The sequence below is a fragment of the Burkholderia pyrrocinia genome (assembly GCF_022809715.1).
Lineage (GTDB): Bacteria > Pseudomonadota > Gammaproteobacteria > Burkholderiales > Burkholderiaceae > Burkholderia > Burkholderia pyrrocinia_C.
The window spans coordinates 252,109-266,450 of sequence record NZ_CP094461.1 but is presented as its reverse complement, the minus strand read 5'-3'; the positions used below and the strand labels follow the sequence as shown (position 1 = coordinate 266,450).

At 68.5% G+C, this 14,342-nt stretch carries 12 protein-coding genes; 4 read left to right on the top strand and 8 right to left on the bottom strand.

The genetic code is table 11. The annotated features are described in order from the left end of the window. The 6 genes from MRS60_RS31580 to MRS60_RS31555 all read right to left on the bottom strand — a co-directional run bounded on the left by MRS60_RS31580 (position 1) and on the right by MRS60_RS31555 (position 7,230). Positions 1 to 735 carry a cupin domain-containing protein gene (locus tag MRS60_RS31580; RefSeq protein WP_034182390.1) on the bottom strand — a complete coding sequence of 245 codons (735 nt, stop codon included), beginning with the start codon at positions 733 to 735 and terminating at the stop codon, positions 1 to 3. Positions 736 to 1,048: 313 nt separating this feature from the next. Continuing rightward, the gene (locus MRS60_RS31575; protein WP_243567308.1) at positions 1,049 to 1,504 is read right to left on the bottom strand and encodes a helix-turn-helix domain-containing protein; all 456 of its coding nucleotides are present in this window, start codon (positions 1,502 to 1,504) and stop codon (positions 1,049 to 1,051) included. Between the two features lie 248 nt (positions 1,505 to 1,752). Next, on the bottom strand, positions 1,753 to 3,624 hold the full coding sequence (locus MRS60_RS31570) for an ABC transporter ATP-binding protein (RefSeq protein WP_243567306.1): 1,872 nt from the start codon (positions 3,622 to 3,624) through the stop codon (positions 1,753 to 1,755). Then, positions 3,624 to 4,580 carry an ABC transporter permease gene (locus MRS60_RS31565; RefSeq protein WP_131949023.1) on the bottom strand — a complete coding sequence of 319 codons (957 nt, stop codon included), beginning with the start codon at positions 4,578 to 4,580 and terminating at the stop codon, positions 3,624 to 3,626. The genes MRS60_RS31570 and MRS60_RS31565 overlap by 1 nt, the downstream gene beginning before the upstream one ends. Before the next feature lie 30 nt (positions 4,581 to 4,610). After that, on the bottom strand, positions 4,611 to 5,564 hold the full coding sequence (locus MRS60_RS31560; protein ID WP_034182392.1) for an ABC transporter permease: 954 nt from the start codon (positions 5,562 to 5,564) through the stop codon (positions 4,611 to 4,613). A gap of 79 nt (positions 5,565 to 5,643) precedes the next feature. Then, positions 5,644 to 7,230, bottom strand: coding sequence for an ABC transporter substrate-binding protein (locus MRS60_RS31555; protein ID WP_243567305.1), 1,587 nt, complete (start codon positions 7,228 to 7,230; stop codon positions 5,644 to 5,646). Between the two features lie 496 nt (positions 7,231 to 7,726). Between MRS60_RS31555 and MRS60_RS31550 the strand changes: the two genes are divergently transcribed. Continuing rightward, the gene (locus MRS60_RS31550) at positions 7,727 to 8,071 is read left to right on the top strand and encodes a cupin domain-containing protein (protein WP_243567304.1); all 345 of its coding nucleotides are present in this window, start codon (positions 7,727 to 7,729) and stop codon (positions 8,069 to 8,071) included. Between the two features lie 53 nt (positions 8,072 to 8,124). Here the strand turns inward: MRS60_RS31550 and MRS60_RS31545 are convergent, their stop codons facing one another. Beyond that, a complete protein-coding gene (locus tag MRS60_RS31545; RefSeq protein ID WP_243567424.1) occupies positions 8,125 to 9,663 on the bottom strand; it encodes a methyl-accepting chemotaxis protein in 1,539 nt (512 codons plus the stop codon). A gap of 209 nt (positions 9,664 to 9,872) precedes the next feature. Further along, entirely contained in the window at positions 9,873 to 10,541 is a 669-nt protein-coding gene (locus MRS60_RS31540) for a haloacid dehalogenase type II (RefSeq protein WP_175749190.1), read from the bottom strand. 399 nt (positions 10,542 to 10,940) lie between these two features. Between MRS60_RS31540 and MRS60_RS31535 the strand changes: the two genes are divergently transcribed. From MRS60_RS31535 to MRS60_RS31525, 3 genes are all read left to right on the top strand, one after another. Then, positions 10,941 to 11,801: a GNAT family N-acetyltransferase gene (locus tag MRS60_RS31535; protein WP_034182397.1), complete on the top strand. Its 861-nt coding sequence runs from the start codon at positions 10,941 to 10,943 to the stop codon at positions 11,799 to 11,801. A gap of 12 nt (positions 11,802 to 11,813) precedes the next feature. After that, positions 11,814 to 12,740: a 2-hydroxyacid dehydrogenase gene (locus MRS60_RS31530; protein WP_243567303.1), complete on the top strand. Its 927-nt coding sequence runs from the start codon at positions 11,814 to 11,816 to the stop codon at positions 12,738 to 12,740. Positions 12,741 to 12,901: 161 nt separating this feature from the next. Beyond that, positions 12,902 to 14,302, top strand: coding sequence for an aspartate aminotransferase family protein (locus MRS60_RS31525; protein ID WP_243567302.1), 1,401 nt, complete (start codon positions 12,902 to 12,904; stop codon positions 14,300 to 14,302). The last annotated feature ends 40 nt before the right edge of the window (positions 14,303 to 14,342 follow it).

The window sequence follows — 14,342 nt, the reverse complement described above, 5'->3', positions numbered from 1 at the left end:
TCAATGTTGCCCGGTTGAAGACCGGACGTCTTGCACGACGTAGAACTTCGCCACGCGATCGCTGCTTTCCCATCCGATCGATGCGCCCTGTGGGACGAAAAGCGCATCGCCGGCGCCGACCGACAGCACGCTGCCATCAGGCGCGGCGAACCGTACGCTGCCGGCCAGCAACTGCATGAACTCGTTCACGCGATGCGGGCGAACGATCCGATGGTACGGCGTCGAATCCCACGTACCCGCGCAGTAACCTGCGCCGTCGTCGGTGAAGACGTTGTCACTGCGGCATTGCGGAGCAGGACCGAGCAGCACGTCGGCCGGCAGCGATGCGGACGGCTTGAAGTCGGCATCGGCGCGCAGCGCAAAGAGGCCGCGTTTCGTCGGATTCCTGCAAGCCGCCGCGCAGAACATGAAAAGCACCGGCGATGCTGCACTGACGCGGACCGTTGTGCCGCTGCCGATGACCGCCCCGGCTTGCGGGCCGAGCACCAACGGCGCCGCTCCGGGCACTTCGAGCGTAAGCTCTCCTTCCACGACGACGATGGTTTCAATGTGCGGAAAGCTCGGCACGTCGAGCTCGCCCACGAAGCCGATACGGCCCGCGGCCATCGAGTCGGGGCCTTCCCATGCGATCTCCCGATGTCGCCCGAAAGGGTCGTTCTCGCCGAATGACTCCCTGCGGAAGACGGTTGACAAAGGCGTGCCGTCGGCACGGTGCAACACGAATGCTACGGTCATTTCTGCTCCTGCGCATTGCGCGACGATCTTGTTGAAATGTCCTCGGGCGGTACCGGAAATCGTCGTTCTCGCGACTTCGTTTCCGGAAACCGTCAGGAGTATTGATCTGTTTGATAAAGCGTATTCATTGCGAAATAATTCAATCGCGCGGCTGACGGTTCGTGCCTGCAATTATGCGTCTCGGACCTTCCCGACTGATTAACTTCCAGAAAATCGATCGTTAAATACGGTTTAATGCGCAAGCCACGGGCCGGCAGGCGGCTTCACCGAGCAGCCAGGGCCGGTCGCAGCCGCGCGCCCGCTCCGCTTTCGCCTACGCGGCCTGGCAGGACGCGCCGCGGCGTTCATCGTGCGTGCGCAGCGACGACGTTCGCCCCTGCGCCCCACCCGACCGCGCGCTCACGTAATCGCGCGGCGTAATCCCGAGCACCCGCCGGAAATGCCGGCACAGATGGCTCTGGTCGAAGAAACCGACTTCGGTCGCCACGACCGACGGCGCCACGCCGCCGCGCAGCAAGTCCTGCGCACGCCGAACACGCACCAGACACAGATACCGATGCGGCGACAGCCCGATTTCGCTGCGAAAACGCGCGGTGAAACGCGACACGCTCAACCCGGCCACCGCCGCGAGCGTATCGAGATTCAGCGGCTGCGCGAACGACGCATCGATCGTGCGCAGCACGTCGCCGATGGCCGGCGATACGGGCCGCCCGACGCCAGCAGCGCGGAGCGCCGCACTTTCGACCGAATCGTGGAACAGAGCGACCATGTTCGCCATCCTCATGCGGCCGCCTGCGCGGCCGTTACCGGCGCGACGAAGCGCGCGATCGCGAACGACTCGATCGGCGTGCCGGTCGCGCCGGTGTCGATCGGTTTAATCACCGTCAAGAAGCGCAGTTGCGGCATATTCGCGCACGGCGCACGCACAATCCACCGTTTTACGCGACTGCCGCAGCAGCCTGTGCGGAAAACCGATCGCAGGCCTGCGCGAGCGCGGTGAACCAATGGTGCGGCCCACTACAGGCGCACCGGTTGCACCGGCGCGACGACCGCCGCCGGCTCCGCCTGGAAGCGCGTCAGGTCGTCCTCGCTGCGGTGGCACAGCACCAGCGCACCGTTGTCGAGGGTGCGCAGCACGGGTGCCGTTTGATTGCATACGCCGTCCACCCGCATCGGGCAGCGCGACAGGAACGGGCACAACCCGGCGTCGTCCGCGCTCGCACCGATCGGCACCAGTGGCCGGTGGCAACGCTCGGCCGCATCGTCGAGCCAGCCCGCGCGCAATTCCGGCGCCGACGACACGAGCAGGTGCGAATACGGGTGATAAGGCGGCGCGCACAGCGCGTCGCGGCTGCCCGTCTCGACGCGGCGGCCCGCGTACAGCACGACGATGTCGTCGCTGATCGCGCGCACCTTGGCGATGTCGTGCGTGATGAACACGTACGACACGCCGAGCTTCGCCTGCAGTTCGCGCAACAGGTCCATGATCGCGGCGCCGACCACGGTATCGAGCGCCGACGTCACTTCGTCGCACAGGATCAGGTCGGGCTCCGCCGCGAGCGCGCGCGCGAGGTTCACGCGCTGCTTCTGCCCGCCGGACAATTCGCCCGTGCGCCGCCCGGCGACGGCCTGCGGCAGCCGCACGAGCTCGAGCAGTTCCGCGACGCGCCGCCGTGCGCGCGCGCCCTTGATCCCGTGATAGAACGCGAGCGGTCGCGCGAGCGTGCGCTCGACGGTATGCACCGGATTGAGCGCGGTATCCGCGTTCTGGAACACGATCTGCACGCGGCGGTGCTGCTCCTTCGTGCGCTTGGCCGTATCGAGCGCGAGCGGCTCGCCGTCGAGCAGGATCTGCCCGCCGGTGGCCGGCACCAGGCCCGCGATCACCTTCGCGAGCGTGGTCTTGCCCGAGCCCGATTCGCCGATCACGCCGACCGTCTGGCCGCGCCCGATGCGCAGGTCCACTTCGTGCAGGATCACCTTGGCCGGCCAGCCTTTCGCGGTGCGGCCGCCGTAGCCGGCGATCGCGCCGCGCACGTCGAGCAGCGGCGCCGGCGCGGCGGGCGCGGATTTCTCCGCCGGTTCGGCATCGCTCGGCGCGACCGCCGCGATCAGGCTCTGCGTGTACGGATGCACGGGCGCATGCAGGATCTGTTCGGTGTCGCCCGACTCGCGGATCACGCCGTCGCTCAGCACGATGATCCGGTCGGCCATCTGCGCGACGACGGCCAGATCGTGCGACACGTACACCGCGCTCATGCCGTAGCGCCGGATCACGCTCTTGAACGCCTGCAGCACGTCGATCTGCGTGGTCACGTCGAGCGCCGTCGTCGGCTCGTCGAGAATCACCAGCTCCGGATCGGTGATCAGCGCCATCGCCGCCATCAGACGCTGCAGCTGGCCGCCCGACACCTGGTGCGGATAACGCTTGCCGATCGTCTCCGGCTCCGGCAGCGCAAGCGCGCGGAACAGCTCGACCGCCTTCGCCTGCGCGTCGCGCTTCGTCAGCGTCCGGTGGATCAGCGCGCTCTCGATCACCTGGTCGAGGATCGTGCGCGACGGGTTGAACGCGGCGGCCGCGCTCTGCGCGATGTACGCGACCCGGCGGCCGCGCAGCGCGGTCAGCGCCTGCGCGGACAGCGCGCAGACGTCCGCCCCGTCGAGCTTGACCGAGCCGCCGGCGATCCGGCAGCCGGCGCGCGCATGGCCCATCAGCGACAGCGCGATGGTCGTCTTGCCCGAGCCGGATTCGCCGATCAGCGCGAGCACCTCGCCGCGCCGGACGTCGAAGTCGACGCCGTCGACGATCGTCGTTTCCGCACCGCCCGGCCGGCCGCCGACCACGCGCAGCCCGCGCACCTCGACGAGCGGGTTCGATTCGTGTCGCATCAGTGTGCTCCCGCGGCGCCCGCCGCACCCTTGCGGCGGCCGCGATGCGGCAAGCCGTCGATCAACAGGTTGACGCCCACCGTCAGGATCGCGATCGCGACCGCGGGCATGATCGCGACGGCCGAGCCGTCGCCGAGGCTGGCGATGTTCTCGCGCACGAGCGAGCCGAGGTCCGCGTACGGCGGCTGCACGCCGAGCCCGAGGAAGCTCAGGCCGCTCAGCAGCAGCACGACGAACGTGAAGCGCAGCCCCGTGTCGGCGAGCATCGGGTGAATCATGTTCGGCAGCATCTCGACGCACGCGATGTACAGCGCGCTCTCGCCGCGCGCTCGTGCGACCTGCACGAATTCGAGCGTGCTGATGTTGACCGCCAGCGCGCGCGCGATCCGGTACGAGCCCGGCATGTAGCTGATCGCGGCCGTCACGATCAGCAGCGGCAGCGACGAGCCGAACGCCGCGACGATCATCAGCGCGAACATCTTCGACGGGATCGACGTGAGCGCATCGAGCACGCGGCTCATGGTTTCGTCGACCACGCGGCCCGACACCGTCGCGAGCAGCCCGAGCGTCGTGCCGGTCAGCGCGGCGAGCAGCACCGCCGCGAGCGCCAGCAGCACGGTCAGCCGCGTGCCGTACAGGATCCGGCTCAGCATGTCGCGGCCGAGGAAGTCCGAGCCGAACGGCAGCTTCGCGCTGAACGGCGCGAACACGTCGGGCGTCACGATCGTGCCGACTTCGTGCGGCGCGAGGAGCGGCGCGAACACCGCGACGAACAGCATCAGGCCGGCCATCGACAGGCCGATCCAGCCGCCGGTGGTCAGCGCCGGGCGCATCGCGCGGCGCTTGCGCGGCTGCTCGGGAGAAGGTGCGGCAGGCGACGTGTCGCCCCGCGACGGGCGCGGATCGCCGGGCGGCGGCAGCGCGCTGCTGCGTTGTACGGGTTCGGTCGGGTGCATGTTCGGCATCTCGGGAGAAGGACGGGACGGTCAGGTCCGCAGTCTCGGGTTCGACACGATCGAGCAGAGATCGGCGAACAGCACGAGCGTCAGATAGGCCACGCAGAAGATCAGCGTGCACGCCTGCACCAGCGGGAAGTCGCGGTTGCCGACCGCATCGACCATCAGGCTGGCGAGGCCCGGATAGTTGAAGATCGTCTCGACGACGATCACGCCGCCGAGCAGATACGACAGGCTCAGTGCGATCGCATTGGCGATCGGCCCGATCGCGTTCGGCAGCGCATGGCGCAGCACCACGCGCGCGGGGCTCGCGCCCTTGAGCACGGCCATCTCGACATACGACGCGCTCAGTTGCTCGATGACCGCGGCGCGCGTCATCCGTGCCATCTGCGCGATCACGACCGCGCAGAGCGTCAGCACCGGCATCGCATACGCGCGCAGGAAATCGTGGACGCTTTCGATCGGGCCGCTGTACGACAGCGCGGAGAGCCAGTGCAGCTTCACCGCCAGCACGAGCACGGCGACCGTCGCGATCAGGAATTCCGGCGTCGCGACGAGCGACAGCGTGCCGAGGCTGATCGCGCGGTCGATCGCCGACTCGCGCTTGACCGCCGCGAGAATGCCGAGCACCAGTGCAATCGGCACCGATACGCAGGTCGTGATCGCCGCGAGCGTCAGCGACTTCGGCAGGCGCCCGCCGATCATGTCGGACACCGGCATGTCGCTCGACAGCGAACGGCCGAAGTCGCCGTGCAGCAGGCCCGCGAGCCAGTGCACATAGCGCACGTGGGCCGGCATGTCGAGGCCGAACTGCTGGCGCAGCGCGGCCACCGTTTCCGGCGTCGCGGACTGGCCGAGCGCGGCCTGCGCGGCATCGCCCGGCAGCAGGTTCGTGATCGCGAAGATGATCACGGACACGATCAGCAGCGTCAGCGCGGTGACCGCGATGCGGCGGCCGATCAGTCCGAGCAGAATGCGGTTCATGGCGCGGCACTCCGGAAAAGTTCGAGCGTTGCCGGCGCGGCAACCCGCACCGGCAACGCGGCTGCGACGGGCAACGGCGTCACGCGTTCCACCACACGTTCTCGGCGAACATGAAGCCCATCATCCCGCCGGTCGGGATCGAACCAAGGCCGCCGAGGCGCTTGTCGTAGCCGTCGAGGAAACTGATGAACGCCGGGATGCCGACCCTGCCCTGCTGCGCGACGATCGCCTGCATGTCGCCGTACATCTGCTTGCGCTTCGCATCGTCGGTCTCGGAACGCGCGGCCAGCAGCAGCTGATCGAACTTCGCGTTCTTCCAGCCCGACTCGTTCCACGGCGCATCCGACTTGAAGAACTGCGTGAACAGCACGTCGGCGCTCGAGCGCGGGTTGATGTTGCCGAAGCCGAGCGGATGCTTCATCCAGTGGTTCGACCAGTAGCCGTCGGCCGACACGCGGTTCACCTGCAGGTTCAGTCCGATCTTCTGGCCGGCCTGCTGCAGCAGCACGGCCATCTCGATCGAGCCGTTCGCGTCCGACGTCGCGTAGATCGGCGGCAGCGTCACGCCCAGCGCGCCCGCTTTCTGGAACAGGAATTTCGCCTTGTCCGGATCGTGCGGCCGCTGCGGCAGCGACGCGTTGAAGTAGCGATGGCCCGGCGGAATCGGCTGATCGTTGCCGATCACCGCGTAGCCGCGGAACACCGCCGAGCGGATCTGCTCGCGGTCGAACAGGTACTTCATCCCCTCGACGAAATCCGGGTTCGCGGTCAGCGGGCTTTCGCTGCGCATGATGAGGTCGGTATAGAGCCCCGACTTGGTTTCCCTGAGCGCATAACCGGGTGTCGACGCGACGCGCTGCGTCGAGCGCGGATCGATCGCATTCACGAGGTGCACGTCGCCCGACAGCAGCGCGTTCAGGCGCGCGGCGCTGTCGCTGATGCCGATCAGCTCGATCTCGTCGAGATACGGCATTCCCGGCTTGAAGTAGCTGTCGTTGCGCACGCCGACCGTCGACACGCCCGGCTTGAACGTCTTCAGCTTGTACGGGCCGCAGCCGATGCCGGTCGTGAAGTCGGTCGTGCCGTCCTTGACGATCACGAGCTGCGGCGTCGCGAGGATCACCGGCAGGTCCGCGTTCGCGCTGGCGAGCGTGAGCGTGACTTCGTCGGGCCCGGTCGCCTTCGCGTCGGTGAACTGGTCGGCGATCGTCTTGACCTTCGAAGCCGTGGCCGCGTTCTTGTGGCGCAGCAGCGAGAACACGACGTCGGCCGGGCCGACCGTCTTGCCGTCGTGGAACGTGACGCCCTTGCGCAGCTTGATGACCCAGGTCTTCGCGTCGGTCGTCCGCAGCGATTCGGCCAGGTTCATCTGCGGCGTCAGGCTGGCATCCAGCTGCGTGAGGCCGCTGTAGAACATGAAGAAGCGGATGTAGTCGGCGCCCGTCGAGCCCTTGGCCGGGTCGAGCGTATCGGCCGTCGAACCGGATTCGTTCGCCACGCGGATCTTGCCGCCGCGCTTCGGCGCGGGCGCGGCGAACGCCGGCTGCGCGCCCATCAGCAGTCCGCCGGCGCCGGTGGCCATCATGCCGGCCGCCGCCATGGTCCGCATCATGTCGCGGCGCGTGAAGCCGCGGTGATCTCCGCCGTTGTCGATATCGTCGCTCATCCGAACTGCTCCTGACTGTGGAAAGTGGGTCCTGGGGTCCAGCGTGGTTCGTGATTCCCGCCGCGCCCGCGTGCTGGTAGCGAGTGCAACGTCGTACGCATTGAGTTCATTTAAGCACCGCCAAAATGGCGGTTGTCGCGATTCGGGGCGCCTGCACGACACGATTCGACCGTTTTGGGCCGTCCGCGCAGCATGATCAGCTGCGCGCCCGCGTGTGCCGCCGCACCTTCCTGATCCATTCGCGACAGATGCGTGACAGACAGAATCGTAAAGCGGCGGCCGCCGCAGATTGCACCGACAAAATTGCCCGTTCGGCATCCGAAACGCGTTCGGCGGCCCCAAACCGCATGTTTTGCGTCGATTGCGCGTGCGTGGGCCGATGCAGATCGAAACGAGCGAAATGCCCTGGTCGCCGGCCGCGCGCGCGTGCGACAGTGCGCCGCCCTCGCAGCCGCTGCGCCGGGGCGATTTCCCGTCACCGCGAGGACACCCACGCATGAAAGTTCAGAAGATTTCCCGCTCAGTCGACACCGCGTTGCCCGAAGACTGGGGCACGGCCGGATTGCCCGGCACCGAGCCCGCACGCGTGTCGGGCCGGCAGGTCGTGATCCCGGGCAGCGAGGCGTTCGACACCGGCGTGTTCGAATGCACGCCGGGCACTTACCGACGCGGCGTGAAGGAGGCGAAGGCGATGCATTTCCTCGCCGGCGCCGGCACGTTTGCGCCGGATGGCGAGGAAGCGATCGAGTTCGGCGCGGGCGACACGCTGTTCTTCGCCGCGAACACCGAAGGGCTGCGGGACGTGCGCGAGACGATGCGCAAGATGTATGTGATCTTCTGACGCGGGCGGGCCGCGCATGCGCGCCGCGCCCGGTTGCTCGTCCGGGCGGCCGCTCAGCCGGCCAGCCGGAACACCGCTACCGCGGACCTCAACCGTGCCGCCTGTTCGTCCAGCGACGAAGCGGCAGCGGCAGCCTGCTCCACGAGCGCGGCGTTCTGCTGCGTGACTTCATCCATTTGCGACACCGCCTTGCCGACCTGTTCGATGCCGGTGCTTTGCTCGGCGGAGGCCGTGGAGATCTCGCCCATGATATCGGCCACCCGGTCGATCGACCGGACGATCTCCGTCATGCGCGTCCCCGCCGCCTCGACGAGCCGGCTGCCGCTGCCGACCTTCTCGACCGACACCTCGATCAGCCCCTTGATGTCCTTCGCCGCCGCTGCGCTGCGCTGGGCGAGCGAGCGGACCTCCGAGGCCACGACCGCGAACCCGCGTCCTTCCTCGCCGGCTCGCGCCGCTTCGACGGCCGCATTGAGCGCAAGGATGTTGGTCTGGAACGCGATGCTTTCGATCACGACGGTAATGTCGGCGATCCGCACCGACTCTTCGGAAATCTGCCGCATCGTTTCGACGACCTCCTGCACGGCGGCACCGCCGAGTTCGGTCGCTTCCTTGGCCGTGGTGACGAGCGCATTGGCCTGACGCGCATTCTCGGCATTCTGCCGGACCGTCGACGTGATCTGTTCCATGCTGGCGGCCGTCTCCTGCAGCGACGCGGCCTGCTCCTCCGTGCGTTGCGACAGGTCCAGGTTGCCTTGTGCGATCTCGCCGGTGCCGACGGCGATCGAATGGGTCGTGGTCTGGATTTCGGCGATCGTCTCGGTCAGACGCGCCTTCATTTCGCCGAGCGCCGCGAGCAGGCTGCCCGGCGCGGCCTTGGCCGCATCGAACTCGACGTCCAGTTCGCCGGCGGCGATGCGCGCCGCGATATGCGTCGCGTGCGCCGGCTCGCCGCCCAGCGTGCGCCTGACGCTGCGCAGGACGCCCCATGCGATTGCCGCCAGCGTCGCGGCGATGACGAGCGCGATGGCGCCCAGCACCATCGCGAGCCGGGTGAAGGCCGCGTCGATATCGTCGTAAAAGAATCCCGTGCCGATCCACCAGTTCCAGTCCGGAATGGCGACCACGCCCTGCAGTTTCGGCACCGCATCCGCGTCGGGGCTGCGCTTGACCAGCACGTCGACGAGAGCGAAATGGGCCTGCGCCATCCCGGCGCGGTAAGCCTCGCTATCGGTCAGGCCGCCGGTCGTGCGGTTACCCTTGGCCCGCGTGCCGACGAACTTCGCGTTCGGGTGAACCAGGTTGACGCCGTCGGCAGTCGTGACCCAGTAGTAGCTTTTCGTATCCGCGTTGAGCGCCGACAGCGCGGCTTTTGCCTGCTGCTGGGCCTGATCCGCGGTGAGCGTACCGCTCGCCTGCAACGCGCGGTACGAATTGACCAGATGTTCGGCCTTCGTCAAAAGAATGACGATCTCTTCGCGACGGCTGTCGATCAGCGCGCCGCGCAGCGTCTGCAGCGACATCGCGGCGAGCAATACGACGCCGAACAGCGCGGCCGCGACGAGCATCAGCAGTTTCGTGGACAACTTCATGCGGGAGCCTCGCGATATTAACCATTCGGTACATATATCGGCGCTGGCGGCCCCACCTTGAACGTCATCGCATCGGTATTTACCCTCGATCCGTGCACTGATCGTACGCGCACGACGAAGCGGCCGGGCCGGCCGCTCCGTGGATTCGCCCGGGCGTGCCCGGGCGGCGGCGCGACGCACGACCCGTGCGCGCGCCGCCGATGCGCCCCTTACAGGCCGAGCTGCGTCGCGAGATGGCCGATGTCGGATACCTCGTAGTAGTTGTAGAACGGCGTGCCCGGCTCGTGGCCGCGATTGACGAACGCCTTGTGCTTGATCCCGAGATCCTCGGCCGTCATCAGGTCGTAGCGCAGGCTCGACGATACGTGCAGCACGTCCTGCGGCTGGCAGCCGAGCTTGTCGAACATGTATTCGAAGCCCTGCATGCGCGGCTTGTACGACTGCGCCTGCTGCGCGGTGAACACCGCGTGGAACGGCGCGCCGAGCTTGTCGACGTTGCTCATGATCTGGTCGTCCGACGCGTTCGACAGGATCACCAGCTTGTACTTCGTCGCGAGCCGCGACAGGCCGGCCGGCACGTCCGGATGCGGGCCCCAGGTCGGAACCGCGAGGTAGAAGCGCTCGGCTTCGGCTTCGTCGAACTTCACGCCGAGCCTGTTGCAGGTGCGGCGGATCGCGTTGACGACGACGTCGCGATACGGCTTCCACGCGCCGAGCACTTCGTCGAGGCGATAGCCGGCGAACACGCGCACGAATTCCTCGAGATCGACCGGCGACAGGCGGTCGGCGTAAACCTCGCGCGCCATGTCGCCCATCCGGAAGCGGGTCAGCGTGCCATAGCAGTCGAACGTGATGAATTTCGGTTCAAATTGGATCATGGTGACGTCCTGTCGGTGTGAAGCCCCGGCAGGGCCGGGGACGGGCTGGGTTGAATGCAATTGAATCAGGGCAATAAATCCTTCGCGCATCGTTCGATACCGCTCGAAACGCACGATCGCCGCGTGTTGCCGGGCCTGCACGGCACGATCTGCGGCGCGATCCCGGCGGGCGGCGAGCACGCTGCGCTGCTTCAATCGTACGGGCGTTCACGCAGCAGAAGTTGCCGGATTGACCGTCCGCGCCGGCACGGAACGCGCGTTGCGCCGTGCCGTTCGAGCCGGTTTGCGTCGATTTCGCACGACGGGCCGCGATCGCCGAAAAACAGGCGAATCGTCCTATCCGCACCGTGCCGCCACTGGCAGAGTGGATGCGTCATTCCTACCAATCCGGAGTCCGGCGTGGCCGACCTCAATCCTTCCCGCACGCTTACCTATCGTCCGTTCGCCGAAAGCGACCTGCCCGCCGCGCATCGGCTGTCGCAAGCATTCAACTGGCCGCATCGGGTCGACGACTGGCGCTTCGTGCTGCAGCTCGGCAGCGGCTTCGTCGCCGAAGACGAGACCGGCGTCGTCGGCACCGCGCTCGGCTGGCGCTTCGGCGAGTCGCACGCGTCGCTCGGCATGGTGATCGTGTCGCCCGAGCACCAGGGCCGCGGCATCGGCCGCGAACTCCTCGCGCGGCTGGTCGACGGCTTCGGCCCGCGCACGGTGTTCCTGCATGCGACGCCGGCCGGCGAGCCGCTGTACGCGAAGTTCGGCTTCCACGCGATCGGCACGATCGACCAGCACCAGGGCACCGTATTCCAGCCGCCGCTGATCTCGCTGCCGCCCGGCGAACGGCTGCGGCCGCTCGGCACGAACGACGGCCCGCGCCTCGCGGCGCTCGCGTCGCGCGCGGCCGGCTATCCGCGCGACGCGGTGACCGACGCGCTGCTCGACGTCGCCAACGGCATCGCGCTCGACCGCGACGGCGAACTGCTCGGCTTCGCGCTGTTCCGCCGGTTCGGCCGCGGCCATGCGATCGGGCCGGTGATCGCGCCGGACGCGCTGCGCGCGCAGGCGCTCATCAGCCACTGGCTCGCGCTGCACGAGGGCATGTTCGTGCGGCTCGACGTGCCGGGCGACAGCGGCCTGTCGGACTGGCTGCAGGGGCTCGGGCTACCGCGCGTCGACACGGTCGTCGCGATGGCGCGCGGCGACGCGCCCGCGCGCGACCCGGCGCTGCGCGCGTTCGCGATCGTGAATCAAGCACTCGGCTGAGCCACGCATCCGATGAGCTTCCTCTACAAGGCCGATCCGGTGCGCGGCGCGCAATGGGCGCACCGTTTCGCCCAGCAAGCACCCGATCTCGCGTTCCGGATCTGGCCGGACATCGGCGATCCGCACACGGTGCGCTACCTCGCCGCGTGGCAGCCGCCCGACGATCCGGTCGCGCTGCTGCCGAACCTCGAGATCGTGTTCTCCGTCGGCGCCGGCATCGACCAGTTCGACCTGTCGCGCGTGCCCGCGCACATCCCGGTCGTGCGGATGATCGAGCCCGGCATCGTCGACGGCATGGTCGAGTATGTGACGCAGGCCGTGCTGACGATCCATCGCGACCTGTTCGACTACGCGGCGCAGCAACGCGCGCAGGTATGGCACGAGCGGCCGGTGCGCGCGGCCGCATCGCGCCGCATCGGCGTGCTCGGGCTCGGCACGCTCGGCCAGGCCGTGCTCGACATGCTGCGGCGCTTCGGCTTCCCGTGCGCCGGCTGGAGCCGCACGCCGCGCACGCTCGACGGCGTCGAATGCCATGCGGGCGAGGCGGCGCTGGACGCGTTTCTCGCGCGCACCGACATCCTGATCTGCCTGCTGCCGCTGACGGACGGCACGCGCGGGCTGCTCGGCGCGCGCGTGTTCGACGCGCTGCCGGCCGGCGCGTCGCTCGTGCAGGTCGGCCGCGGCCCGCAGCTCGACGCGGCCGCGCTGCTCGCGGCGCTCGACAGCGGCCGGCTCGACAGTGCGATCCTCGACGTGACGGACCCCGAACCGTTGCCGGCCGGACACCCGTTCTGGACCCATCCGCGTATCCGGATCACGCCGCACATCGCCAGCGCGACGCGGCCCGACACCGCCGTCGACGCCGTGCTGGCGAACCTCGCGCGCCATCGCGCGGGCCAGCCGATGATCGGCGTCGTCGATCGCGCGCGCGGCTACTGACCGCTCATCCGCACCGGCGCGCGGGCGCAGCAGAAAATGCCGAAGCGCGCCGTGCAAACGCCGCGCCCGTACGTTTCAGCCGGCAAATTGAAGGCACGCGCGCATTTCTCGCTCGTTAGGATGACTCCATCGCTGACACCCGACGAGAGTCCCGCCCTGCCATGACCTACTCCGCGCTGATCGAAGCCGATCGCCAACACCTGATCCACCCGGTCGTCAATTACCGTACGCACGAGGCGCGCGGCGTTACCGTGCTCGACTCCGCCGACGGCGTGTTCCTGCGCGATGCGCAAGGCCACACGCTGCTCGACGCGTTTTCCGGCCTGTGGTGCGTGAACGTCGGCTACGGCCGCGACAGCATCGTGAAGGCGGCGGCCGAGCAGATGGCGAAGCTGCCCTATGCCACCGGCTATTTCCATTTCGGGTCGCAGCCCGCGATCGAGCTCGCCGAGCGGCTCGCCGCGCTCGCGCCCGCGTCGCTGAACCGCGTGTACTTCACGCTCGGCGGCTCGGACGCCGTCGATTCCGCGGTGCGCTTCATCACGCATTATTTCAACGCGACCGGCCGCCCGACGAAGAAGCACATGATCGCGCTCGAGCGCGGTTATCACGGCTCGTCGTCGATCGGCGCCGGGCTCACCGCGTTGCCCGCGTTCCACCGCCATTTCGACCTGCCGCGCGCCGACCAGCACCACATTCCGTCGCCCTACCCGTATCGCCACCCGCTCGGCGACGATCCGCAGGCGCTGATCGCCGCGTCCGTCGCCGCGCTCGAAGCGAAGGTCGCGGAACTCGGCGCGGACAACGTCGCCGCGTTCTTCTGCGAGCCGGTGCAGGGCTCCGGCGGCGTGATCGTGCCGCCGGCAGGCTGGCTGAAGGCGATGCGCGACGCATGCCGGCGCATCGGCATCCTGTTCGTGGCCGACGAGGTGATCACCGGCTTCGGCCGCACCGGCCCGCTGTTCGCGTGCGAGACCGAACGCGTCGAGCCGGACCTGATGACCGTCGCGAAGGGCCTGACGGCCGGGTATGCGCCGATGGGCGCGGTCCTGATGTCCGACGAAATCTATGAAGGGATCGCGGGCAGCCGCACCGAGTCCGCGGTGGTCGGGCACGGCCACACGTATTCCGCGCATCCGGTCAGCGCCGCGATCGGCCTCGAGGTGCTGAGGCTCTATCACGAAGGCGGGCTGCTCGCGAACGGCCAGGCGATGGCGCCGCGCTTCGCGGCGGGCCTTGCCGCGCTGCGCGACCACCCGCTGGTCGGCGATGCGCGTTCGGCGGGCCTGCTCGGCGCGCTCGAGCTGGTGGCCGACAAGGCGCGCAAGACGCGCTTCGACCCGGCGCTGAACCTGCCCGACCGGATCACGGCGGCCGCGTACGCGAACGGCATCGTGTTCCGCGCGTTCGGCGACGGCGTGCTCGGTTTCGCGCCGGCGCTGAGCTTCACGGCCGGCGAGTTCGACCTGATGTTCGAGCGCGTGCGCAAGACGCTCGACGACGTGCTGGCCGACGCGGGCGTGCAGCGCGCGCTCGACGCCGCCCACGCGCAGCCGGCGTGAAGCGGCCGTAAAGCGGGCGAGGGAAAGCCGGACTTGTGGC